This window comes from Pseudomonas sp. FG1 (assembly GCF_034313875.1).
Lineage (GTDB): Bacteria > Pseudomonadota > Gammaproteobacteria > Pseudomonadales > Pseudomonadaceae > Aquipseudomonas > Aquipseudomonas veronii.
Window position 1 is genome coordinate 3,894,740 of sequence record NZ_JAVIWP010000001.1, and the last position, 24,147, is coordinate 3,918,886.

24 protein-coding genes are annotated in these 24,147 nt (G+C 60.7%); 19 read left to right on the plus strand and 5 right to left on the minus strand.

Going from position 1 to position 24,147, the window contains the following annotated elements; all coding sequences use genetic code 11:
- Positions 1 to 26: 26 nt before the first annotated feature.
- The 13 genes from RGV59_RS18075 to RGV59_RS18135 all read left to right on the plus strand — a co-directional run bounded on the left by RGV59_RS18075 (position 27) and on the right by RGV59_RS18135 (position 13,199).
- On the plus strand, positions 27 to 1,172 hold the full coding sequence (locus RGV59_RS18075; RefSeq protein ID WP_102617947.1) for a glycosyltransferase: 1,146 nt from the start codon (positions 27 to 29) through the stop codon (positions 1,170 to 1,172).
- The gene (locus RGV59_RS18080; RefSeq protein WP_046383836.1) at positions 1,169 to 1,756 is read left to right on the plus strand and encodes an acetyltransferase; all 588 of its coding nucleotides are present in this window, start codon (positions 1,169 to 1,171) and stop codon (positions 1,754 to 1,756) included. The genes RGV59_RS18075 and RGV59_RS18080 overlap by 4 nt, the downstream gene beginning before the upstream one ends.
- Before the next feature lie 42 nt (positions 1,757 to 1,798).
- Positions 1,799 to 2,734, plus strand: a complete 936-nt coding sequence (locus RGV59_RS18085) for a glycosyltransferase family 2 protein (protein WP_046488486.1) — start codon at positions 1,799 to 1,801, stop codon at positions 2,732 to 2,734.
- Between the two features lie 69 nt (positions 2,735 to 2,803).
- Complete coding sequence (gene gmd, locus RGV59_RS18090; protein ID WP_046383834.1) at positions 2,804 to 3,925, plus strand: GDP-mannose 4,6-dehydratase; 1,122 nt, start codon at positions 2,804 to 2,806, stop codon at positions 3,923 to 3,925.
- A 2-nt stretch (positions 3,926 to 3,927) separates the two neighbouring features.
- Positions 3,928 to 4,905, plus strand: coding sequence for a GDP-L-fucose synthase (gene fcl, locus RGV59_RS18095; RefSeq protein WP_104903418.1), 978 nt, complete (start codon positions 3,928 to 3,930; stop codon positions 4,903 to 4,905).
- Complete coding sequence (locus tag RGV59_RS18100; RefSeq protein WP_102617937.1) at positions 4,905 to 6,113, plus strand: glycosyltransferase WbuB; 1,209 nt, start codon at positions 4,905 to 4,907, stop codon at positions 6,111 to 6,113. Before fcl ends, RGV59_RS18100 begins: the two co-directional genes overlap by 1 nt.
- Before the next feature lie 5 nt (positions 6,114 to 6,118).
- Positions 6,119 to 6,577, plus strand: a complete 459-nt coding sequence (locus RGV59_RS18105; protein ID WP_046488483.1) for a GDP-mannose mannosyl hydrolase — start codon at positions 6,119 to 6,121, stop codon at positions 6,575 to 6,577.
- A 22-nt stretch (positions 6,578 to 6,599) separates the two neighbouring features.
- Complete coding sequence (locus RGV59_RS18110; RefSeq protein WP_126586005.1) at positions 6,600 to 8,009, plus strand: mannose-1-phosphate guanylyltransferase/mannose-6-phosphate isomerase; 1,410 nt, start codon at positions 6,600 to 6,602, stop codon at positions 8,007 to 8,009.
- Positions 8,010 to 8,249: 240 nt separating this feature from the next.
- Positions 8,250 to 8,489, plus strand: a complete 240-nt coding sequence (locus RGV59_RS18115; protein WP_046383829.1) for a hypothetical protein — start codon at positions 8,250 to 8,252, stop codon at positions 8,487 to 8,489.
- Positions 8,490 to 8,577: 88 nt separating this feature from the next.
- Positions 8,578 to 9,690: a polysaccharide biosynthesis/export family protein gene (locus RGV59_RS18120; protein WP_126586007.1), complete on the plus strand. Its 1,113-nt coding sequence runs from the start codon at positions 8,578 to 8,580 to the stop codon at positions 9,688 to 9,690.
- A 13-nt stretch (positions 9,691 to 9,703) separates the two neighbouring features.
- Positions 9,704 to 10,363 (plus strand): YjbF family lipoprotein, encoded by a 660-nt coding sequence (locus tag RGV59_RS18125; protein WP_104903416.1) that lies wholly within the window; start codon positions 9,704 to 9,706, stop codon positions 10,361 to 10,363.
- On the plus strand, positions 10,360 to 11,127 hold the full coding sequence (locus RGV59_RS18130) for a capsule biosynthesis GfcC family protein (RefSeq protein WP_046488473.1): 768 nt from the start codon (positions 10,360 to 10,362) through the stop codon (positions 11,125 to 11,127). Before RGV59_RS18125 ends, RGV59_RS18130 begins: the two co-directional genes overlap by 4 nt.
- Positions 11,124 to 13,199 carry a YjbH domain-containing protein gene (locus tag RGV59_RS18135; protein ID WP_126586009.1) on the plus strand — a complete coding sequence of 692 codons (2,076 nt, stop codon included), beginning with the start codon at positions 11,124 to 11,126 and terminating at the stop codon, positions 13,197 to 13,199. The genes RGV59_RS18130 and RGV59_RS18135 overlap by 4 nt, the downstream gene beginning before the upstream one ends.
- Before the next feature lie 38 nt (positions 13,200 to 13,237).
- On the opposite strand, the gene RGV59_RS18140 is transcribed toward RGV59_RS18135, so the two are convergent.
- From RGV59_RS18140 to RGV59_RS18155, 4 genes are all read right to left on the minus strand, one after another.
- Positions 13,238 to 14,629: an undecaprenyl-phosphate glucose phosphotransferase gene (locus RGV59_RS18140; protein ID WP_046383824.1), complete on the minus strand. Its 1,392-nt coding sequence runs from the start codon at positions 14,627 to 14,629 to the stop codon at positions 13,238 to 13,240.
- A gap of 254 nt (positions 14,630 to 14,883) precedes the next feature.
- Positions 14,884 to 15,555, minus strand: coding sequence for a winged helix-turn-helix domain-containing protein (locus tag RGV59_RS18145; protein WP_046488464.1), 672 nt, complete (start codon positions 15,553 to 15,555; stop codon positions 14,884 to 14,886).
- 30 nt (positions 15,556 to 15,585) lie between these two features.
- Positions 15,586 to 16,341 (minus strand): hypothetical protein, encoded by a 756-nt coding sequence (locus tag RGV59_RS18150; RefSeq protein ID WP_126586011.1) that lies wholly within the window; start codon positions 16,339 to 16,341, stop codon positions 15,586 to 15,588.
- Positions 16,334 to 17,062 carry a winged helix-turn-helix domain-containing protein gene (locus tag RGV59_RS18155; RefSeq protein WP_046488460.1) on the minus strand — a complete coding sequence of 243 codons (729 nt, stop codon included), beginning with the start codon at positions 17,060 to 17,062 and terminating at the stop codon, positions 16,334 to 16,336. Before RGV59_RS18155 ends, RGV59_RS18150 begins: the two co-directional genes overlap by 8 nt.
- A gap of 471 nt (positions 17,063 to 17,533) precedes the next feature.
- On the opposite strand from RGV59_RS18155, the gene RGV59_RS18160 reads away from it, so the two are divergent.
- From RGV59_RS18160 to RGV59_RS18175, 4 genes are read left to right on the plus strand one after another with little or no spacing between them, the layout of a single operon-like run.
- Entirely contained in the window at positions 17,534 to 18,565 is a 1,032-nt protein-coding gene (locus RGV59_RS18160) for an isopenicillin N synthase family dioxygenase (RefSeq protein WP_126586013.1), read from the plus strand.
- Positions 18,566 to 18,578: 13 nt separating this feature from the next.
- Positions 18,579 to 19,373: a MetQ/NlpA family ABC transporter substrate-binding protein gene (locus RGV59_RS18165; protein ID WP_221768646.1), complete on the plus strand. Its 795-nt coding sequence runs from the start codon at positions 18,579 to 18,581 to the stop codon at positions 19,371 to 19,373.
- Positions 19,370 to 20,116, plus strand: a complete 747-nt coding sequence (locus tag RGV59_RS18170) for a methionine ABC transporter ATP-binding protein (RefSeq protein WP_079443584.1) — start codon at positions 19,370 to 19,372, stop codon at positions 20,114 to 20,116. The genes RGV59_RS18165 and RGV59_RS18170 overlap by 4 nt, the downstream gene beginning before the upstream one ends.
- Positions 20,113 to 20,778, plus strand: a complete 666-nt coding sequence (locus tag RGV59_RS18175) for a methionine ABC transporter permease (RefSeq protein ID WP_126586018.1) — start codon at positions 20,113 to 20,115, stop codon at positions 20,776 to 20,778. Before RGV59_RS18170 ends, RGV59_RS18175 begins: the two co-directional genes overlap by 4 nt.
- Before the next feature lie 4 nt (positions 20,779 to 20,782).
- Here RGV59_RS18175 and RGV59_RS18180 read toward each other — a convergent pair whose 3' ends face one another.
- The gene (locus RGV59_RS18180) at positions 20,783 to 22,210 is read right to left on the minus strand and encodes a PLP-dependent aminotransferase family protein (RefSeq protein WP_126586020.1); all 1,428 of its coding nucleotides are present in this window, start codon (positions 22,208 to 22,210) and stop codon (positions 20,783 to 20,785) included.
- Positions 22,211 to 22,352: 142 nt separating this feature from the next.
- On the opposite strand from RGV59_RS18180, the gene RGV59_RS18185 reads away from it, so the two are divergent.
- Positions 22,353 to 22,985: a LysE family translocator gene (locus tag RGV59_RS18185; protein WP_126586022.1), complete on the plus strand. Its 633-nt coding sequence runs from the start codon at positions 22,353 to 22,355 to the stop codon at positions 22,983 to 22,985.
- Positions 22,986 to 23,067: 82 nt separating this feature from the next.
- Positions 23,068 to 24,126: a diguanylate cyclase gene (locus RGV59_RS18190; protein WP_104903406.1), complete on the plus strand. Its 1,059-nt coding sequence runs from the start codon at positions 23,068 to 23,070 to the stop codon at positions 24,124 to 24,126.
- Positions 24,127 to 24,147: the final 21 nt, after the last annotated feature.

The following is a 24,147-nucleotide window of genomic DNA, read 5'->3' on the forward strand; positions in this document are numbered from 1 at the left end:
CAATTCAACGGATGAGCGGACAGCACTTGAAGTTATTAAGAATCATCTCTTCGGTTAAACCGGAAAAGGGCGGCCCCATCAACGCTGCCCGCGAAATCGACAAGATTCTCCAGCAGAACGGGCATCTCGTGGATGTCTTGACGCTGGATGCGGACTTCGCCGTCGACTACCCAGGAACCGTTCACTTCATGGGGCCGAGCCTGTTTGGGTATGGCGTAAACGCCAGGATCCGCCAATGGCTGGAACAACACGCCAGTGACTACGATTTTTTTATCGTCAACGGTTTGTGGCAGTACCACGGGTTTATTGCGCGCCAGGTCCTGCACAAGTTGGGGCGGCCTTACATCGTTTATACCCATGGCATGCTCGACCCCTGGTTCAAGCACGCATATCCGCTCAAGCATTTGAAGAAATGGCTGTACTGGCCATGGGGTGAATACCGCGTATTGAGGGATGCCCAGCGCGTGGTGTTTACCAGTGAAGAAGAGAAAATCCGTGCGCGCGAGTCATTTTGGCTGTACCGCGCCAAAGAGACGGTCACCGCCTATGGCACCGCCAGCCCGCCGGCGGGCGGTGCAGCGCTGGCGCAGCGCTTTGTTGATGAGCATCCGGTGTTGAAGGGCAAACGGGTGCTGTTGTTCCTGAGCCGCATCCACGAAAAAAAGGGCTGCGACCACCTGCTGCAAGCCTTTGCCCAAGTGGCTGGCGAAGACGAACGCTTGCACCTGGTCATGGCCGGGCCCGATCAAGGCGGCTGGGTGCAGGCGCTGCAGGCGCAGGCCGTGGAACTGGGGATCGCCGACCGCGTGACGTGGCCGGGCATGTTGCAGGGCGCCGCGAAATGGGGCGCCTTTTACGCCGCGGAGGTGTTTTGCCTGCCGTCCCATCAGGAGAATTTCGGCGTGGTCGTGGCGGAGGCGCTGGCCTGCGGCAAACCGGTGCTGATCAGCAACAAGGTCAACATCTGGCGCGAAATCGAAGCCGACGCGGTTGGCTTTGTGAGCGACGACACGGTGCTGGGCGCCGTGCATAACCTGCGCCGTTGGTTGCGGCTCGACCCGCAGCAGTATGCGGACATGTCCGGGCGCGCCCGCCGCTGTTTTACCGAGCGCTTTCATATCCAACGCGGCGCGCAGCGTTTGCTGGAGATCGTGCGGGAGTGCCTTGCATGATTCTCCAAGGCAATGATCCGTATCGCGCCGCTTCATTTTCATTGTCCCATCGGTTGCGGCGGCAGCTGTGGAACACGGTCTATGTGCTGCTATTCCGTACCAGCCCGCGTCCCTTTCATGGGTGGAGGGCGTTTCTGTTGAGGCTGTTCGGCGCGCGCCTGGGCAAGGGTGTGCATGTTTATCCGCGGGCCAAAGTGTGGGCGCCGTGGAATCTCGAGCTGGGTGACCATGTCGGTATTGCCGATGACACCAATATTTACAACATGGCGCTGATTTCTATCGGGCGTTACAGCGTGATTTCCCAGGGCGCGCATTTGTGCGGCGGGTCGCATGACTACAACAGTCGCAACTTTCAACTCTACGCCAAACCGATCGTGCTCGGAGAGCACGTATGGGTGTGTGCCGATGCCTTTATCACGCTGGGCGTGTGTATTGCCGATGGCGTCGTAGTGGGCGCCCGCGCGCTCGTCATCAAAAACATCGCGCAAGCGTGGACCGTGCATGCCGGGCATCCGACCCGGCTTATCGGCCAGCGTACCCAGCATCTGCAAGAGCCTGCACCACGACAAGGGAGTCAAGCCTGATGACCGCACCGCATAACCTGCCTCACCTGCACGGTGGCTGACATGAAACGCGAAACCGTCAGTGTGATCATCCTCACCTACAACGAAAGCCTGCATATCGCCCGCGCGATCGAGTCGGTGCGCGCCTTCAGCGACGAAGTGCTGGTGGTCGACTCGTTCTCCAGCGACGACACCTGCGAGATCGCCCGGCGCCACGGCGCCCTGGTGGTGCAGCACGCGTTCGTCAACCAGGCCAAGCAGTTCCAGTGGGCGCTGGATAATTTGCCGATCACCGGTAACTGGACGATGCGCCTGGATGCCGATGAAATCATTGAGGCCGACCTGGCGGCGCAGATCAACACGCGGCTGCCGACGCTGGACCAGGGCATCACCGGCATCAACTTCAAGCGCAAGCATATTTTCATGGGCCGCTGGGTGCGCCATGGCGGCCGTTACCCGTTGAAGATGCTGCGGCTGTGGCGCACGGGGCAGGGGCGCATCGAAGATCGCTGGATGGACGAGCACATCTCGGTGGCCGAGGGTCGCACCATCACCCTGGAGGGCGGGTTTGCCGATCACAACCTGCACGACTTGACGTTCTTCACCCACAAGCACAACCAGTACGCGACCCGTGAAGCGATTGAGATCATCAACTCACGCCTGGGGTTGTTTGCGGTGCGCCATGAATTGAATGAGGGCCACAGTTCGTTCCAGGCCAAGCTCAAGCGCCTGGTTAAAAACCGGGTGTATAACCGCGTGCCGTTTACCTTGAGTTCGACGGCGTACTTCCTCTGGCGCTACATCGTTCAACTGGGTTTTCTCGATGGCCGCAGCGGCCTGGTTTATCACTTGCTGCAAGGTTACTGGTACCGCTTTCTGGTGGGCGCCAAGGTGCTTGAACTGGAAACCGCGATCGCTCACTTAGACGATAAGGACTCAATCGTCCGCGAACTTTCAAAGTTGACCGGACATAACTTGACGCTGCCCATACCGAAATAACTGACCGTTTTTAACAAACACCCAAGTTCGGGTGTCGGCCTTCGCTCGCCTATTATTTGGGAGATAGACATGAAAAAAGTCGCGCTTATTACCGGGATTACCGGGCAGGATGGTTCTTACCTGGCGGAACTGTTGCTGGAAAAAGGCTACGTCGTGCATGGTTTGAAACGCCGCTCTTCGTCGTTCAATACCCAGCGCATCGATCACATTTACCAAGACCCCCAAGCCCTGCATAAAAACCTGATCCTGCACTATGGCGACCTGGCGGACTCGTCCAACCTGACGCGCATCATCCAGCAGATCCAGCCGGACGAGATCTATAACCTCGGCGCCCAATCCCACGTGGCCGTCAGCTTCGATTCGCCGGAATACACCGCCGACGTAGACGCCCTCGGCACCTTGCGCATCCTCGAGGCCATCCGTCTGCTCGGCCTGGAAAAGAAGACCCGCTTCTACCAGGCCTCCACGTCTGAGTTGTACGGGCTGGTGCAGGAAACCCCGCAAAAGGAAACCACGCCGTTCTATCCGCGCTCGCCCTATGCCGTGGCCAAGCTGTATGCCTACTGGATCACCGTGAATTTCCGCGAAGCCTACGGGCTGTATGCCTGCAACGGCATCCTGTTCAACCACGAGTCGCCCCGTCGTGGCGAAACCTTCGTCACCCGCAAGATCACCCGCGCCTTGACCAACATCGCCCTGGGCCTGGAGCAATGCCTGTACATGGGCAATATGGACGCCTTGCGCGACTGGGGCCATGCCAAGGACTACGTTCGCATGCAGTGGATGATGCTGCAGCAGGACAGCCCCGAAGACTTCGTGATCGCCACCGGGGTGCAGTATTCGGTGCGCGATTTCATTCGCTGGTCGGCGGCGGAACTGGGGCTGCGCTTGCGCTTTGTCGGCGAGGGCGTGGAGGAAGTCGGGGTGGTCGAGCACATCGACGGCGACCTGGCGCCCGGCATGCTGGTGGGTGACGTGATTGTGCGGGTGGACCCGCGCTACTTCCGCCCGGCGGAAGTCGAGACGCTGCTGGGCGACCCGTCCAAGGCCAAGCAGAAACTGGGCTGGGTGCCGGAAATCAGCGCCCAGCAGATGTGTGCGGAGATGGTCCGCGAAGACCTGCAAATCGCGCGGCGCCATGCGTTGCTGCGCCTGCACGGCCACGATGCGCCGATTGCCGTGGAGAACTGAGCATGGCACGTGATCTGAACGCACGGATCTTTGTCGCCGGCCATCGCGGTATGGTCGGTTCGGCCATCGTGCGCCGCCTCTGGGCCTTGGGTTATACCCAGATCCTCACCGCCGGCCGCGATCGACTGGACCTGTTGGACCCCGCGGCCGTGCACGCGTATTTCGCCGAACAACGGGTCGACCAGGTGTACCTGGCGGCCGCCAAGGTCGGTGGGATTCACGCCAACGCCACGTACCCCGCCGATTTCATCTACCAGAACCTGATGATCCAGGCCAATGTGATCCACGCCGCCCACACTCATGGGGTGTTCAAGTTGTTGTTCCTCGGATCGTCGTGCATCTACCCGGTGCTCGCCGCCCAGCCGATGACCGAGCAAGCGCTGCTTGCCGGCTCGCTGGAACCGACCAACGAACCCTACGCCGTGGCCAAGATCGCCGGCATCAAGTTGTGCGAAAGCTACAACCGCCAGCACGGGCGCGATTACCGCAGTGTGATGCCGACCAACCTGTACGGCCCGGGCGACAACTACCACCCGCACAACAGCCATGTGATCGCCGGCTTGCTGCGCCGTTTCCACGAGGCGGTACAGCGCGGTGACGAAGAAGTGCTGATCTGGGGCAGCGGCGCGCCACGGCGCGAGTTCCTGCATGTGGATGACATGGCGGCCGCCAGCGTGCATGTGATGGAACTCAGCCAGGAGGGCTATGGCGAACACACCGAGCCCATGCGTTCCCACGTCAACGTCGGCACTGGTGTGGATTGCACCATCCGCGAACTGGCCGAGGCGCTGGCCCGGGTCACGGGCTTCAAGGGCCGTTTGCGGTTCGATACCAGCAAACCCGACGGTGCGCCGCGCAAGTTGCTCGATGTCAGCCGTATCAACGCCCTCGGCTGGGAAGCCTACGTGCCGTTGGAGGAGGGGCTGCGCGATGCCTACAACGCGTATCTCGCGGCCCTCGAACAGCCTCGGGGCCATTAATGAAGATCCTTTTGTATGGCATCAACTACAGCCCCGAGCTGACCGGCATCGGCAAGTACAGCGGTGAACAGGCGCGCTGGCTCGCCAGCAAGGGCCACGCGGTGCGGGTAGTCACGGCGCCGCCGTATTACCCGCAATGGCAGGTCGGCGAGGGCTACTCGGCGTGGCGTTTTCGCACCGAACAGGTCGACGGCGTAACGGTGGTGCGCTGCCCGTTGTACGTGCCGCGCAAGCCCACGGCGCTGAAGCGCTTGCTGCACCTGATCAGCTTTTCCGCCAGCTCGTGCCTGGCGGTATTGGCGCAACTGCGCTGGAAGCCGGACCTAGTCATCTTGGTGGTGCCGACCTTGTTCTGCGCGCCCCAGGCCTTGTTGTTGGCCAGGCTGTGTGGCGCCAAGTCCGTGCTGCATATCCAGGATTATGAAGTCGATGCGATGTTCGGCCTGGGCCTGGGCGGTAGCCCGTTACTGCGGCGACTCGCGTGGGGCGTGGAGCGCGGCTTGCTGCGGCGCTTTGACCGGGTCTCGACGATATCCAGCGGCATGCTGGAGAAGGCGGCCGGCAAAGGCGTCGAGGCGCAGCGCCTGCTGTTCTTTCCCAACTGGTCGGAGACCGAGCGTTTCCTCGATGTACCGCGCAACAGCGGGCTGCTGGAACGGCTCGGCGTGCCGGCGGGAAAGCGGGTGCTGTTGTACTCGGGCAACATCGGTGAGAAGCAGGGGCTCGAACTGATCCTCGATGCCGCCCAGGCTCACGTCCATCGCCCGGAGCTGGTGTTTCTGATCGTCGGCCAGGGCGCCGGCCAGGCCCGCCTGCTGCAGCGCGCGCACAGCGAGGGCCTGCACAACGTGGTCTTCGCCCCGTTGCAGGCGTATGAAGACTTGCCTGCGCTGCTGGCCTCGGCGGACGTCCACCTGGTGATCCAGAAACGCGGCGCGGCGGACTCGGTATTGCCCTCCAAGTTGACCAACATTCTGGCCGTCGGCGGCAATGCAATCATCACCGCTGACCCCGACACCACCCTTGGCCGGCTGTGCGACGAGCATCCGGGCATTGCCGTGCGGGTCGAACCCGAATCGGTCAGCGCCCTGAATGCAGGGATCGAGCGGGTGCTGGCATTGCCTGTGCGCAACGTGGTGGCGTTGAACTACGCCGCGGATTTTCTTGATAAAGAGCGTGTCCTCCAACGCTTTATGGCACAGGTCTGACGCTTATGTGGCTTGATTTACCGACCTTCAATACGGTCGTGATGTCGACGCCGTTGGTGGCCATCGACTTGATCGTGAGGAAACCCAACGGCGATACGTTGCTGGGCTTGCGGATCAACCGGCCGGCCTATGGCTTCTGGTTCGTCCCCGGCGGGCGCATCCAGAAAAACGAAACCCTGGACGACGCCTTCCGCCGCCTGACCCACGAAGAACTCGGCCACACCTTCGAACGCGCCGATGCGCAGTTGCTGGGCGTGTTCGAGCACTTCTACGACGACAGCGTCTTCGCCAACGCCGGGAACGGCCCGGACACCCACTACGTGGTGCTGGGTTATTGCCTGACCCTTGCCGAGAATCAGGTCCTGGAACCGCCCACCGAGCAGCATCGGCATTACCGCTGGTGGCCGCTGGATGAGCTGCGCTACAGCCCACGTGTACACGAGAACACCCGTGCCTATTTCTGACCCTCTATCGAAGGACGCGTTCATGTTATTACCGGTGATCTTGGCGGGCGGTTCGGGTTCGCGCCTGTGGCCGCTCTCGCGGCAACTGAACCCCAAACAGTTCTTGCGCCTGACCCATAAAAGCCTGTCGATGTTGCAGCAGACCATCGGCCGTCTGGAGGGCGCGGATGTCGCCTTGCCGCAAGTGATCTGCAATGAGCAGCACCGTTTTCTGGTGGCCGAACAATTGCGTCAATTGGGCATGGAGCAGGCGAGTATCCTGCTCGAACCCATGGGGCGCAATACCGCGCCAGCGATTGCGCTGGCGGCCTGCAAGGCGCTCGACGAGTCCCGCGACCCGATTTTGCTGGTGCTGGCGGCGGATCATCTGATTGAAGATGTTCCCGCGTTTCATGCCAGCCTCGCGGTGGCGCTGCCGCTGGCCGAGGCCGGCAAGCTGGTGACGTTCGGCATCACGCCGACCAGCGCGCACACCGGGTACGGCTATATCGAGCAGGGCGAGGCGGTGGGCGAGGGCGGGTATGCGGTGAAGCGTTTCGTCGAGAAGCCGGATGCCGCCACCGCTGCCGACTACGTGGCGCGGGGCGATCATTACTGGAACAGCGGCATGTTCATGTTCCGTGCCAGCCGTTACCTGGACGCCTTGGCACGCTTGCAGCCGGCGATTCTCACGGCCTGCCGCGCGGCGTTGGCCGCGGGTAGCCAGGATCAGTTGTTCACCCGGGTCGATGAGGCGCTATTCGCCGCCTGCCCGGACGACTCCATCGACTATGCGGTGATGGAAAAAACCAGCGACGCAATCATGGTGCCGTTGCAGGCCGGTTGGAGTGATATCGGTTCCTGGTCGGCGTTATGGGAAGCCAGCGAGAAAACCGACGGCGGCAACGTGCTGCAGGGCGATGTGCTGCAACTGGATACCCGCGATACCTACGTGAACGCCGACAGCCGCCTGGTCGCCACGGTGGGCGTGCAGGACCTGATCATCGTCGAAACCAAGGACGCGGTGTTGGTGGCGCACAAGGACCAGGTGCAGCAGGTCAAGGACATTGTCGACCAACTCAAGCGCGACGGGCGTCATGAGCACCTCAACCATCGTGAGGTCTACCGGCCCTGGGGCATGTATGACGCCATCGACAGCGGCCACCGCTACCAGGTCAAACGCATCACCGTGAAGCCCGGCGCCAAGCTGTCGGTGCAGATGCATCATCACCGTGCGGAGCACTGGATCGTGGTCAGCGGTACGGCCAAGGTCACCAATGGCGAACAGACGTACCTGGTCTCGGAAAATCAATCGACCTACATCCCGATTGGCCAGGTGCATGCCTTGGAGAACCCTGGCGTGATTGCGTTGGAATTGATCGAAGTGCAGTCGGGTTCTTATCTGGGCGAGGACGATATTGTGCGTTTCGAAGACAAGTACGGCCGGGCCTGAGGTTTTCCGACAATTAATAACATTTGCTCCGATGTTAAACCGCCAACCTTGTTAGTTTCGCGGCCTCAACGTGTTGATACACGGGGGCTGGCTTCGAGAAATGTTATTTTCGAACGAATACGTTCAACTTTCCGGGTAATGTCCGGGCTGGTGCGTTGTTTACTTGAGTGGCACTATCAAGGTGTATTTCAGCGGCACCCGCTCGTTTGCTAAATGCTCACTATCGATAAGGAGTCTGATATGAGAAAACAACTGGCTATTATTGTGCTCAGTCTCTTGAGTACTTCTGCCATGGCTGCCGAGTTGCCGCTTGGCCTGAGTACCGCGGTGGTCGGCTCTGTGACGGTGGGGGAAACCCTGCTGGTCGGCGCGGCCCTGGTCGCGGGCGTCGCCGCCGCGTCCAGCAGCGGTGGCAGCGCCAATGGAGGCACCACCACAGGCACCACTGGCACCACGGGTACCACCGGTACCGGCAACTAACAGAACGCCTTCCGCTTTATAAGACTGCTTGGAAACCCCTCCCAAGTAGTCTTTTTTTCTTGTCGTTTATCGCGAGTGTCTTAGCACTATGATGCGTATTTTTTCTGTGGCGGTCGTGGCCTCCGCATTGTTACAAGGCTGCATGTTTGCGCCCGGTCAATATATGGACACCGAGGCAATGACCAAGGAGGGCGGTGCTGAAAGCAGTCGCGTGGAGTTGATCCCGATTACTCCAAAGTTGCTGGCCATGGACGCGGCGACTCAAGTCTCTTATGCGCTTCCCAAAGAACTGCTCGATTATAAACCCGGGCCCTATTTGATCGGCCCAAATGATGCGTTGTACATCACGGTCTGGGACCATCCGGAATTGACTGCGCCTTCCGGTCCGCAGCAGCAAATCGATGCCAACGGGCGCCTGGTCAACCCCGACGGCAACCTGTTCTACCCCTACGTGGGCGAAGTGGTTGCCAAGGGCCGCACCCTCGCGGCGCTGCGCAGTGAAATCACCGATAAGCTCCGTCAGTACATCGACAGCCCCCAGGTGGATATCAGTGTGCTGCGTTTTGCCAGCCAGCGAGTGGTGATCACCGGGGCAGTGCTCAAGGCTGGGCCTGTACCGATCACCACCACCCCGATGAGTGTCATGGAGGCCATCGGTGCTTCCGGTGTCGATCCGATCAATGCCGACCTCTCGAACCTCACGCTGACCCGCGGCGGCAAGCGCTACACACTCGACCTGGACACGTTCAATCTCAACCCGTCGCGCTTGAACGATATCTACCTCAAGGACGGTGACCAGTTGTACCTGCCCTACAACGACCGCAAGCGCATCTATGTGATGGGCGAGGTCATGCAGCCCCGCGCGTTGAGTTTCAAGACACGCAGCATGAATCTCACGGATGTGTTGGGCTCGGTGGGCGGCATCAACCAGAACACCTCGAACGCCGATGCGATCTACGTGATCCGCGGCGCACAGAACCTGGACACGCAACCGGCCAAGGTCTTCCATCTGCAAGCCGGCTCCCCGGCAGCCATGGCCCTGGCCACGCGCTTCAATGTGCAGCCCCAGGACGTGGTGTTCGTCGGCCCCGCCAATATCACCCGCTGGAACCGGGTCATCAGTCAGTTGATACCTTCCGCCTCGATCATCGGTACCGGTGCTTCCACCCAAAACAACCTGAGCGAAGCCAACAGCCGATAAGGGTGGAACCTGCGTGAACAGTGTGAAAACCGGTATTTACGTGTGCCTTGCGTGGCTGTTGTGCGGCTGCAATCCACTGATGCAGGCCTCGCTCGATACCTTCAAGGCGGCCGTCGTCGGGCCTGCGCCATTGGCGCTGAGCCAGGCCCAGGTGGACGCCGTGCCGTTTCCCCAGATCAAAGTGACCACGGTGTCCAGCGAAGGCGTGATGGCGTTGATTCGCCAGCGCGACGACCTGCAGTTCTGGGTCGCCTCCGGCAAACAGGTGCTATTGATGCGCGATGGCCTGGTGGTGCGTACCGTTGGCCTCGGCACTGATCTGGATGGCACGCGCTGGCAAGGGCAGTCGCCGTTCCAGCAGGGGCTGCACCGCGTGCCGGACGGCTACCGCAGCAGCCGGCAGATCGACCTGGTGGATGGCTATCGCGTCGGCATCACCGTCACCAGCCGCCTGACCCGCGAGGGCATGGAGACGCTCGAGATCCTCGACAAGCCTTACACCTTGTTGCGCGTCGATGAGGACATCGAAGCCCAGGCCCTGGGGTTTCGTGCGCGCAACCGTTATTGGGTCGACCCCACTGACGGCTTCATTGTGCAAAGCGAACAGCACCTCAGCCCGCGCCTCACGTTGAAAATCACCCAACTGCAACCCGCCCGCAAGGAGGCCCGATGACCGCCCGCAAACGATGGGCGCTGGCGCTGTTGTGGAGTTGTGCCAGTGCATGCCACGCCGCCCTGACGGTGAGCGGCCAAGTCCTGCACCCCGGGCCGATCGCCCTGCCGCCCGAGGCGCGCTTGCTCGACGCGATCATCGCGTCACAACCGGATGCCCAGGGCTATTGGCTGGCGGCGGCCTGGCTGCACCAGCCATTGATCGAGCCCCAGGCCCGGCTCAAAGCCGGTGTGCTGTTTGACCTGGATACGTTGCGCCAGGCTGCCTTGGCCGCCGGGTACGACAGCCGGGCCGACTTGGCGGCGCGCGTTTATCGACAGGTGCAGGCCTTGCCGGTGACCGGCCGGCAACGCGCGATGCTGGACCCGGTGGCGGTGGAGGTCGGCTTTGCGCCCAACCTGCGGGTCAGCGACGGCGATCGACTGATCTACCCGCCCAGGCCGGCAGGTGTGCGCGTCCTGGGCGCGGTCGCGCAGCCTTGCACCCTGGCGTTCCAGCCGATGCGGGCGGCACGCGATTACCTCGACGAATGCCCGGCGGTGGCGGGGGCCGACGTCGACTACCTGTGGCTGATCCAGCCCGACGGCCTGGTCACGCGCCTGGGCATTGCCCCCTGGAACCGCGAGACGGCGGCCGCGCCTGCACCGGGCAGCACGCTGCTGGTGCCGCTGCGCAGCGATGACCTGGAACCGCCCACCCCTGAGCTGAACCAACAACTGGCCGAGTTTCTTGCCACCCAACCCCTGGCTGAGGTCACGCCTTGAAATTATGTATTGCAGCCGTGCTGCTGGTGCCCTGTGGCGTCGCGCACGGCGATCCGCGTTACACCCAGAGTGATTTTGGCGGGGTCGGGCTGTTGCAAACCCCGACCGCACGCATGGCCCCGGCCGGCGAACTCAGCGTCAATGCCAACCGCACTGAACCTTACAGTCGCTACAGTTTTTCCGCGCAACCGCTGGACTGGCTCGAAGGCACCTTTCGCTACACCGCCATCACCAACCGCCCCTATGGCCCCGAATCGTTCAGTGGCAGCCAGAGCTACAAGGACAAGGCCGTCGACGCCAAAGTGCGTCTCTACGAGGAAAGCCACTGGTTGCCCCAGGTCGCGCTGGGGATGCTCGACCTGGGCGGCACCGGGCTGTTTTCCAGCGAGTACCTGGTGGCCAACAAGCGTTATGGCGAATTCGATTTCAGTGCGGGCATCGCCTGGGGTTACCTGGGCAGCCGGGGCGATTTCGGCAACCCGCTGGGCGCGCTGAGTGATCGCTTCAACGAGCGGCCCACCGCCGAAGGTTCCGGCAATTTCTCCAACGGTTACTTCCGCGGCCGGCCCGCGCTGTTTGGCGGCGTCGCCTACCAGACACCCTGGGCGCCGTTGAGCCTCAAGCTGGAATACGAGGGCAACGACTACCAAAACGAGCCTCGAAACAACCATCTGCGCCAGGACTCGCCGGTCAACCTCGGGCTGGTCTACAAGGTGGCCGACTCCGTCGACCTGAGTGCCGCCTGGGAGCGCGGCAACACGGCGATGTTCGGTATCACCCTGCACACCAATTTCGTCAGCCGCAAGGCGCCGGTCAAAACCTACGACCCGCCAGCCCCCAAGCTGCCCGCCCAGGCGCCGAGCGTCGCGATGGATCAGGTGGATTGGGCCGCGGTGTCCAAGCGTTTGCAGGACAATGCCGGCTATAACGTGCAGCGTATTGCCCAGCGCGGCCCTGAGTTATTGGTGTATGGCGAGCAGCAGCGCTATTTCTACAGCGCCAAGGCCGTGGGGCGCGCCAGCCGTATCCTGGACGACAGCGTCAATGACCAGATCAGCTGGTTCACCCTGGTGAGCGAGCGGTACGCCATGCCGATCGAAGAAACCAGCGTGCCCCGCGAGACGTTCCGCGAGGTGGTCAACCAACGCGAGCCCCTGCAGACCCTGCATCGCCAGACCGAAGTCAACCCGCCCAGCGCCCAGGCGCAAACGCTGCTTTACACCCAAGCGCCCAAGCCCCTGAGCTACGGCGTCGGGCTGGGTTACAAGCAGAACGTCGGCGGGCCGGATGGCCTGCTGTATCAGATTTCCGCCGACCTCGACGCCGAATACCGCTTCACCCGCAACACCTGGTGGAGCGGCCTGCTCAGCGTCAACCTGCTGAACAACTACGATGGCTTCACCTACGACGCGCCCAGCGGCTTGCCGCGCGTGCGTACCGATCTGCGCAAGTACATGACCAGCTCTGACGTGACCGTGCCGACGTTCCAGCTCAACCACGCGGTGCGACTGGATCAGGACCTGTATGGCATGGTCTACGGCGGGTTGCTGGAATCGATGTACGCCGGTGTCGGCAGTGAGGTGCTGTACCGGCCGATGGGCCAGCGCTGGGCCTTGGGCGCCGACCTGAACTACGTGCGCCAGCGCGGGTTCGAACAGGACTTCAGCCTGCGCGACTACCGCACGGTCACGGGGCATATCACCGGCTACACCGACTTGCCGTTCAACACACAGGGTGCGCTGAGTGTCGGTCGCTACCTGGCCCGGGACTGGGGCGCCACCCTGGACTTGTCGCGCGAGTTCAACAATGGCGTGCGGATTGGCGCCTGGGTCACCCGCACCACCGCGTCAAAAGAAGCCTTTGGCGAAGGCAGCTTCGACAAAGGCCTTTACCTGTCAATTCCCTTTGATGAGCTGATGAGCCTGTCGACGATGCGCCGCGCCAATCTGGTGTGGGCGCCGCTGACCCGCGATGGCGGCGCGCGCCTCAATCGCGCGTATTCGCTGCATACGATGACTGATGGCCGCGACAGTGACCTGTTCTATCGGAACTTCGAGAAGATCACTGAATAGACAAGGAAAGGGGGACCTGAAGTCCCCCTTTGTTTGCCTCAGTAAATGTCTTTGGACAGCAGTGTGAACGGCGTTTTCAGCAGGATCTTGATGTCCAGCCACAGTGACCAGGTGTTGATGTAGCGCAGGTCGATGTCGACGCGCTTTTGCATCTTCTCCAGGGTCTCGGTCTCGCCCCGGCACCCATTGATCTGTGCCAGCCCCGTGATACCGGGCTTGATACGGTGGCGCGCCATGTACGCGTGAATCTTCCCCGAGTAGTAGTCGTTGTGCGCAACCGCATGGGGCCTTGGACCGACCAGGGCCATGTGCCCTTGCAGCACGTTGAACAACTGCGGCAGTTCATCGATGGACGTGCGGCGCATGAAACGCCCCACGGGGGTGATGCGTGAATCGTGGCGGCTGGCCTGGCGTACTTCGTGGTCGTCATGCACGCGCATCGAGCGGAACTTCCAGACCTTGATCACCTGACCGTTCCAGCCGTGACGGTCCTGCTTGAAGATCACCGGACCGGGGGAGGTCAGTTTGATCAGCACGGCGAACAGCAACAGCAGCGGGCTCAGCAGGATGAGCGCGAGCAAGGCCACGCTTTTGTCCAGCAGCGACTTGCTCAGTGCGGCGGTCGGACGGCTGGTCAGCGGGCTTTCATTGAGGAAAATCGCCGGCAGGCCATCGACCTCGGCCACGCAGTGATTGAGCAGCAGCATGTTGTTGAGGTCGGGGACCCAGATGACATCGACGCTGATCTCCAGCAGGTTGATGTACAGCGCCTCGATATGGGTGGCTTCCTGCAGCGAATGGGTGATGTACAGCCTGCGGATACCGTGCTGCCGGATCAACTGCGGGAGGTCCGGCAGCTCGCCGAGTATCTGTGATTGCACGCCCGGGGCTGCGGTCGCCGTGGCGCCGACGAGGCCGACCAGCGGTGAGCGTTTTTGCCGGGAAAGTGTTTTCGCCAGGTCGGCGGCAAGTTTACCGGTACCCACGATCAGCGATTTATGTCGCTCGTGAAGTTGCCCGTGGTAATAGCGGGAAAGACTGTGGATCGGGATGTAACAGAGCGCCAGCACGGCATAACTAATCGCCGCCCACAGCAGCAGGATTTCGATGGGGAACAACGCGTTAGCATTGCAGGCAATACCCACCGCAACCAGTATCAGCAGGGTAAGTAACCAACCCATGAAGAGTCGGCCCAGTCCCACCGCGTAATCATCTTTCTTGCTGTAGACGTCACATAACATATAGGCCGGGATCGAGGCCAATATGCTAAAGGCAGCCAATACCCGGTAGGGATATTCCAGCTGGCCAGTCTTTAAAATAACCAATGCAAATAACAGTGTGACGACCAAACTTGACGCCAGCGTCCACTGTCCCCAAAAGGTCAGACCTTTGGGTGTTAGGTTACGATGCATTCTCCGGTTATTCAGCATACTACTGCTCCCAGTGGTGACCACTCATGGTGGCAGGCTTAAGCGAGGCGTGGCATTGAAACAGCCAAATAGACAGGCACGCGTAGGCGCGCACAGATTGATATTAATCAACGGCAGGGGGCAGTAGCTGACGAGTTATAACAGGCACATAGCGATAGTTAAGTGGCTGCTGGGTGAGACGGATTGTTATAAAAAGGCAGATAGTGGAGCGTGACCAACGCCAAGATTAACGACTCTGGAGTTATTATATTTTTTCAGCGAAACTGCTGGGCGAGTTCCAGGGGGTTTTTTATCCTCTGGGTCAAGCAATAGCCCCGATTTCTCACCGAACGGAACAAACGCTCGCCATCGTTGACGCGCTTGAATTTTTCCTGAAGTCGGCTGAGGCACATTTCCAGGCCGCGATACAACTCGGGTTCGCGACCAATATTGCGAATAAGTTCTTCTTTACTCACCACACGTTCTTCATGGTGTAACATTTTTTTGATAAGTGCTGACTCGATCGTGGTCAAGGAAATGCGTAGGCCACCCTTGACCAGCATTCGATCATGTTGTGTAAAGGTCCAGTAGTCGGGGGCCTGTAGCGGAGGTTTTTCGGTGTGGGTCGCCAGTGCTTTTTGAGGCCTGTCGGTGCTGTGGAGTTGAACATTTAGTTCCAGTTTATTATAGGGCTGTAATGTTTTGTAAATGACCGGCGTTGATGCGTTATTGGCGCTGTCGGGTTTTTCGATAGTTGAATTGTTGGTGTAGTGCGAATTGAAATACTGGTTGCCAAACAAAGGCGTGCTGGTTGCCTGGGTTTCTGCTGTCTTGGTTCGCGGCGGGCAAGCGATATCGCCATAGAGTAACTCCACATTCGACGCAAAGTCGGGCAGCGGAATAAAGATGGGCGTAGCGGTGGACAGATGTTTTTTGAGTGAGCTCATAGTGGTTACCATGGTCCTGTGGGTTGAGTGTTATACATTTTCGGCCGGCGAGTAGTAACCGCCCTGAAAGTAATTGAAAGGCAAGCGTTTGGCGAGTGTTGCACTGTCAGAGAATTCAACTTTGTCTGCAATGAATGAGACTCGGCTGGCGCTTATCAGCTCTAACATGCGGTCGTAGAGCCGGTCGAAAAAATCCGAGCGTATATTCAGACTCAGTCTCAGGGGCGCATCCGGAAATGGCATTTTTATATAGTCATAGAGTTTCAGTTCGATCAACAGGTCGGCCTGCTTTGTATCCAGTGTGTAGTTATTGTAGGCAAGCTTGATACTGCTGCGGTCTTTGAGGTTATACAGTTGGCGCACCATCGCGCGGCGCTCCGTGGGGCCGGGAAGTGCATCCAAGGGGTTTTCTATAGTGATAACGAGTTGCTGCTTATAGCTTTCCAATACATGCGCGACCTGGATAAGTTCCTTGAGCGTGTCGTCGGACATAAGCGCTGATTGCTCGATGCGCAGAAATTTATGAGTCGCCGGCTGTGCAGAAGCAAGTGGTAAGTGACTGAAATCAGCAGTCATGCGTGGGTCGATGCGCGACAGGGCGTCACGGTAGGCGCATTTAAGTTGAGCGCTATACAAAGGCTGCGAATGCTCTGGGAGATTGAGCAGATTATGTGCGCTGGTTACGCGAATCTCATTGCCCCAAAGTGCGCAGCTGCGTTCAACTATCGCTTGCCTGAAGAGCTTGGGTTGGGCTATTGCGACAGGCGATATTTTCTCGTTATTCACGATGCTGTCTCTCTTGGGCTGGGTGCAAATACTGGGCGGAAATAATCCCACGGCTCAACTTGTAACCGTAGCCACGGATGTTCTGAATGATATTTTCGCCATAGCGCGCCTTGATTTTGCTGCGCAGGCGGCTAATGGATTTCTCCAGGGCTCGAGAGTCGTAGAATTTGGTGTTGAGCCCCATAACATTGGCGATTTCATCGTGACTGAGCAGTCGGTTATAGATCAGCGCCTCGAGAACTTTCATTTCGATGAAGGAAATTTCAAGTTTCTGGTCGTTGCCGTAAATGCACATCCGGTCTTGATCGAGAATAAGTTTGCAGCAGTCCAAGCGATACGTTTCATTGAGAAACGCCTCGACTAAACTCAACTTTTCTTCAGGGGAAGTTTCGGTGGCTTTTAGGCAGTAGTCCGCGCCGGCCAAATAATATTTGGTTTTACTTTGAGTAGAGGCAAACGTGATGAAGACAACTATCAGGCAGGTCGGGTTTTTGTGCCTGGTTTTTTTTATGATGTCCAGGGTTTGATTGCTGGCAGAAGGTGTGTCGATTTCTATGACGATGGCGCGATAGTCGACGTGATCTTCATGATGACCGACTAGTTGACCGTAGCTGCGTGTATCGACTTTTAAATCATTCGGTACAGTACGAACTATAAGTGCTCTGAAATCCTCAGTTTTAGACGCAGTCCGTGCAATAGCGAGGACGTTGGAAAAATGCATCACCTACTCCCTTTTCTGGCATGCAAGGCCGACAGTTCAATCGCTGCTAGCGTTAGATACTAATCGAATTGATTCCGCCAAAACGTGACAAATTTTAACATTCGTAGCTTTATTCTAAAGGCGGCGGCGGGGTGAGAGGGAGGTGTTGCGGGTGCGGCGTTTGCATGGGTGTACACATATGCTAGTGCAGATTGTTAGTGTGCAATAAGTATCTTAGGTCAATTGGTTTTTAGGCCTGTGGCGATTTAATTTTTTCTATACATGAGGCCAGGTGACGGGGCGACTAATTGCCTTAAACCGCGAGGAATTTGCCATCGACGCCAGCCCGGTGCTGTCGATTCTGCGCTTTACTTGCGCGGTCCTCCCGGATCCGACGACGGCTTAAGCTAATTCTAAAAAGGTATTTATTGCCGATTTTTAAGATCGTTTAGCTTGATCGCTCCCCCAAGACGTTCATGGAGTGAGCCGCCGATGCTGCAATCAATCACCGCCTTGCCGCTGCTGGACCTGTCGTTGCTCGATGGCAGCCCGGCGCAGCGCAGCGCGTTTCTCGATGAGCTGCGTTTTGCCGCGCGGCATGTCGGCTTCTTCTACCTCACCGGTCACGGTATCGCCCCGGCGTTGCTGGCCGAGGTGCAGCAGCAGGCGCGGGCTTTTTTCGCCTTGCCCGAGGCAGACAAGCTGGCCGTCGGGATGATCAACTCTCCGCACTTTCGCGGCTATAACCGCGTGGCCTCGGAAATCACCCGGGGCCAGCCGGACCTGCGTGAGCAGTTCGACGTCGGTGCCGAGCGCGAACCCTTGGCCGTCGCGCAACACCCCGCGGCCTGGGCGCGCCTGCAAGGCCCCAATCAATGGCCGGCGGCGCTGCCCGAGCTCAAACCTCGGGTGTTGGCCTGGCAGCACGCAATGACCCGGATGTCGTTGCGCCTGCTGCGCGCGTTCGCCCAGGCCTTGTCCCTGCCCGAAAATGCGTTCGACGCGCTGTACGGCGACAAGCCCAACGAACATATCAAGCTGATCCGCTACCCGGGTCGCCACGCCGGGCAGAGTCGCCAGGGCGTTGGCGCGCACAAGGACTCCGGCTTCCTGAGTTTCCTGCTGCAAGACCAGCAGGCCGGTTTGCAGGTGGAAGTGGAGGAGGGGCGCTGGATCGACGCCGCGCCGCGGCCCGACACGCTGGTGGTGAATATCGGCGAATTGCTCGAGCTGGCCAGTAACGGCTATCTGCGCGCCACGGTCCACCGCGTGGTGTCGCCGCCGGTGGGCAGCGAGCGCGTGTCCCTGGCGTTTTTCCTCGGCGCGCAGCTGGATGCGGTGGTGCCGGTGTACCCGCTGGCGCCCGAACTGCTGCGCGATGCCCACGGCCCCACCAGCGACCCGCGCAACCCGTTGCTGCGCGACGTCGGCTGGAACTATCTCAAGGGCCGCCTGCGTTCCCACCCGGATGTGGCCCAGCGTTTCTACGCCGACGCCACACTGCCCCATGCACTGTCCGCCTGATCAGGAGATCACTCTGTTGAAGACATTCACACTTACCCTGGCGGCCTTGCTGAGCGCTTTCAATGTGGCGGCCGCCGATGCCTTGCGCGTCGCCGCCGACCCGATTCCTCATGCGCAAATCCTCGAATACGTGCAGAAGCTCGACCCGGACCTGAAGCTGAACATCATCGAGATCCCCAGCGGCGTGAACTCCAATGAGTTGCTGGCCCATGGCGATGTCGACGCCAATTACTTCCAGCACCTGCCGTATCTCAAGGCCCAGGAACAGGCGCTCGGCCAGACGTTCGCGGTGGCGGCCGCCGTGCATATCGAACCGTTGGGGATCTATTCGCACCGCCACACCCGCTTCGACCAGGTGCCGGACAACGGCACCGTCGCCGTGCCGAATAACGTCACCAACCTCAGCCGCGCCCTGTACCTGTTGCAAGCCAATGGCCTGATCACCCTCAAGCCGGGCTTCAACGATGCGTCCAAGGACCAGGCCACGCCCAGGGACATTGCCGAGAACCCCAAGCACCTGAAGATCCTGGAAATCGAATCGCCGCAGATCCCCCGGGCGCTGGAGGATGTCGACCTGGCCGTGATCAATGGCAACTTCGCCCTGGAAGCCGGGCTGCAACCGGCCAAGGATGCGCTGGGGCTGGAGAAGGCTCAGGGCAACCCTTACGCAAATATCCTGGTGACCACGCCCAAACTGGCGCAGGACCCGCGCATCCAGCAACTGGCCAAAGACCTGCGCTCGCCGGCGGTGGCCAAGTTCATCAGCGAGAAATATGCCGGTTCGGTGATCCCGGTGGCGCTCGAATGATCGTCGTCGAGGGGGTCAGCAAAACCTACGCCGACGGCCAGCCGGCGGCGCTGGACAACGTGTCGTTGCAGATCGCCGATGGTTCGATCTTCGGCATCGTCGGCCGCAGCGGCGCCGGTAAAAGCACGTTGCTGCGCTGCCTTAATCTGTTGGAGCGGCCGACGTCCGGGCGCATCCTCATGGATGGCCAGGACCTGACCCGGTTAACCGGCAAGGCGCTGCGCCAGCAACGCCAGCGCATCGGCATGATCTTCCAGGGGTTCAACCTGCTGCATTCACGCAACGTGGCGGATAACGTCGCGGTGCCGTTGGAGATTGCCGGGGTGCCCAAGGCCGAGCGCGTCGCGCGGGTGGCGCAGTTGCTGGCGTTGGTTGGCTTGAGCGACAAGGCGGCGGCGTTTCCTTCGCAACTCTCCGGTGGGCAGAAGCAGCGTGTCGGCATCGCTCGCGCACTGGCCGCGCGCCCGGCGTATTTATTGTCGGATGAAGCCACCAGCGCCCTGGACCCGGAAACCACCGCTTCGATCCTGGCGCTGTTGCGCGATATCAACCGGCAACTGGGGGTGACCATCGTGTTGATCACCCATGAGCTGGACGTGGTCAAGGCGATCTGCGACAGCGCGGTTTCCCTGGCGGCGGGGCGCGTGGTGGAAAGCGGCACGCTGCTGCAACTGCAGGCCGACCCGTCCTCGCGCCTGGGCCGTGCGCTGGCGCCCAACCTGCAGGTGGTGAGGGCGGGATGAAAACCGACTGGAATGAAGTTCTCCAACTGCTGCTCAACGCCACCGGCGAAACCCTGTACATGGTGCTGCTGGCGGGGCTGTTCACCTTGTTGATCGGCCTGCCATTGGGCGTGCTGCTGTTTATCAGCCGCGCGGGTGGGCAGTTCCCGCTGCCAAGGCTCAACCGTGCGTTGGGTGCGGTGATCAATCTGGGGCGTTCGCTGCCGTTTGTGGTGATGCTGATCGCGCTGATTCCGCTGACCCGCCTGATCGTCGGCACCACCCTGGGCAGCACGGCGGCGGTGGTGCCGATCACCATCGGTGCTTTTCCGTTTTTCGCACGCATCGTCGAGACCGCCCTGGATGACGTGGACAAGGGGCGCATCGAGGCAATCGTGGCCATGGGCGGCGATATCCGCCATGTGATTTTCAAGGTGCTGCTGCCCGAAGCCTTGCCGGCGCTGGTGGCCGGGGTCACGTTGACCCTGGTGATGCTGATCGGGTTTTCTTCCATGGCCGGGGTGATCGGCGGCGGTGGGTTGGGCGACTTGGCGATTCGCTACGGCTACCAGCGTTTCAACAACCAGATCATGGTGGTGACGGTGGTGGTGTTGGTGGTGCTCGTGCAGGGCGTGCAAAGCCTGGGCGATCGCTGCGTCAGGTCGTTGGCGCATCGCCGATGAGCCTTCATGTCGATAGTGATCGCGGCTCGCGCACAGCCTTGAGCAACAGCGTTTCGAAGGCTTGTTGCACCCCGGGCCCGTCACTGTGGGCCACATTGAAGCGCATCGAATCAGGCCGCGCCGGGTCGTAACCGAACAATGCCCCCGGTGCCAGCACCATGTTCTGCTTCAACGCCTCCTGGGCCAACTGTTCGCCGTTCACCCCCGGCGGCAGGCGGGCCCAGATGAACATGCCGCCGTCATACGCCATCGGCAATTGACAGCCGCAGCGCTTGAGCCATTGTTCGACACGCGCACCGGCTTCCAGCAAGCGCTGCACCATGCGCTTGCGGTGCCGGGCGTAACTGCCTTCGCTGAGCATGCGGTAGACGATCTGCTCGAACAGCTCCGAGGTCACGCCGCCGCTCATCAACTTCATATGGGTCAGGTTGGCCGCCAGTTGCGGTGCGGCCACCACGTAGCTGACGCGGGTGTTGGCGCTGAGGATTTTCGAGAAGCCCGACAGGTAGGTGACCTGGTCCAGGCCGGCGATGGTGGCCAGGCGCGGCGGCGGGTTGGGATGCAGGTCGCCGTAGAGGTCATCCTCGACGATATGGCAGTGGTACTGGCGGGTCAGTTGCAGCAGACGAAACGCCTGGCTGGGGCTGAAAGAGTGCCCGGTGGGGTTATGCAACACACTGGTGGTGAGGTACAGGCTGGGGCGATGTTCGGCCAGCAACTGTTCGAGGGCGTCGAAATCGAAGCCATCGGGGCGCCGCTCGATCGTCACCACCTTGACCCCGTGCAGGGCCAGGTTGGCGTGGAAGTTGAAGTAGCAGGGCGCGTCGAGCAGCACCGTGTCGCCGGGGCGGGCGAGCAGGCGCATGAGCATGTCCAGGCCTTGCAGGGTGTTGGGCGTGGTGATGATTTGCTCCACCGGCACCGACAACCCTTCGGCATGCAGTTTGTGTTGCAGTGCCTGGCGCAACGGCAGGAACCCGGCCGGCGTGCCCATCCCGGCAAGGCGCAGCGACGGCGCGCGCACCACGCTACGCATGGCTTGGCGAAGCGCCTCGCTGTTCAGCCACTCCTCCGGCAAATGCCCGCCACCGGGGCGCAGATCTCCATTGACGGTGACCAGCGGCCGGCGTAACACGCTGAGCAAGTCCTGGGGCAACAGGTCGACCCAGCTCGTCGAGGCGGCGCGGATGATGTCTGTTGTCACAAAGTGGCCAAGGCCCTGGCTCGAGGTCAACAGGTTGCGCCCGCGCAGGCGGTCCAGCGCTTCGTTGAGGGTGAACTTGCTCACGCCCAGGGTCTGGGTCAGCTCACGCACCGACGGCAACTTGCTGCCGGGCGCCCATTCGCCGTTCTCGATGGCCTGGCTGAACGCCTCGACGATCTGTTGCACCTTGGGTGCGCCAGCCCGAAAGGCGATGGCGGATACAAACATGCGGCTTCCTTGTCTTTGCTGGTGATTTTACCGGTGAAGTAGGGCCGGATTAGGCCTTACTTTACCTGCCCTGCGCAATGCCGCGGCCCTAGACTGCCGGCTATCCGGCCACTTTCCGGCTGTCTTCCCAAGGTCCAAGGCTATGACAAGCGCGTTGACGCTCTCTTCGTTTCTCTACTTTCTGCTGTTTTGCGCCACCGTGACGTTCAGCCCCGGCCCCATGACCTTGTTGCTGCTGAGCCTGGGCTTGAAGGACGGCCTGCGCGGCTCGATCCCGGCGCAGCTCGGCGCCAGTGTGTCGTACCTGGTCTCTATCCTGATCTTTGCCGTGGGTTTCTCGGAATTGATCAAAGGCAACCTCGCCATCACCCAGGGTATCCAGATGGTCGGCGTCGCCTACATTCTCTACCTGGCCTACAAACAGTGGACCGGCAGCGGCGTGTCCATCGACGGGGTCGTTGCCGTGGAAGGCGCACGCAGTCTGTTCGGCAAGGGCTTGCTGACCGGGTTTTCCAACCCCAAGGCGATCATTATGTTCAGCGCCGTGTTCCCACAATTCGCCGGGACCGGGGAGCACAACTCGATGTCGGACATCGCTATCCTCGGGCTGACCTTTCTATTGCTGCAGTTCGCCAGTGGCTGCCTGTATGGCTATTTCGGCCAGCGCATCAAGCCGGTGCTGGAAAACCCCCGGCGGCGGGTCTGGTTGCAACGGATCACGGCATTGTTGTTGCTGGGCGTCGCCGGGATGCTGGCGCGGGGCTTTTCCCACTGACGGCGCTGAGCTTACAAGGGGTAGTGGCGATATGCTGTTGCCCTGATAGACTCCAGGCACCTACCCAGGATCGCACCTCACCATGCCAGCCGCCGGAGGAAATGGAGTTCCGCTCGCTACCCGCTTGTACAAAACCCGCACGTTGGGGCTGACACTTGGCTTTGCCTGCGTGGCCTTCGGCATGTCTGCGTTGAACCCACCGCTTTGGGTGTGGGCGTTGATGCTGATCAACGGCTTTGTCTGGCCGCACCTGGCTTATCAATGGGCACGCCGCACCGCCAACACATTGCGTTGCGAGCGCCACAACCTGCTGTTCGATTCGTTTTGCGGTGGCTTCTGGGTCGGTGCCATGCACTTCAACCCACTGCCCAGCGTCACCACCTTGTCGATGATGACCATGAACAATGTGGCCATCGGTGGTCCCCGTTTCATGCTGGCGGGCTGGGTGGCGCAGGCGTTGGGCGTCGGCGTGTCGCTGCTGATCTTCACCCCGGCGTTCATCGGCATAACCAGCCAGGCGCAGTTGTATGCCTGTTTACCGATCCTGGTGCTGTATCCGCTGGCCCTGGGCTGGATTTGCTATCGCCAGGCCGTGTCCCTGGCCGGGCACAAGCGTGAGCTGCTGGCCCTGAGTCGTACCGACAGCTTGTCCGGCCTGCTCAACCATGGCGCGTGGAAGGACCATCTGGACATCGAGTTCCAGCGCTGCCACGGCGGGCAGCAGGGCGCGGTGATTGCCCTGATCGACATCGATCATTTCAAAGTGATCAACGACACCTACGGCCATGTCACCGGCGATCTCGTCCTGCGCCAGCTCAGTAAAGTGCTGCGTCAGAACCTGCGCGCCACCGACCTGGCCGGACGCTACGGCGGTGACGAGTTCTGCGTGATCCTGCCGGACGTGCCGCTCAATCGCGCCACGCAAGTGATGGATACCCTGCGCGATCGCTTCAATGCGCTGGCCTATACCCAGGACCCGACCCTGCGTGTCAGCTTGAGCATCGGCCTGGCGCCTTATCGGGTCGGGCATAGCGATTCGACCAGTTGGCTCAACGATGCCGACCAGGCGTTATATGACGCCAAGAGCAGCGGGCGCAATCGGGTCAGCGCGGTGCAGGGGCCTTGGTTGAGGTCGGTCTAGCGGGACGGCGTCCCCAGCCAG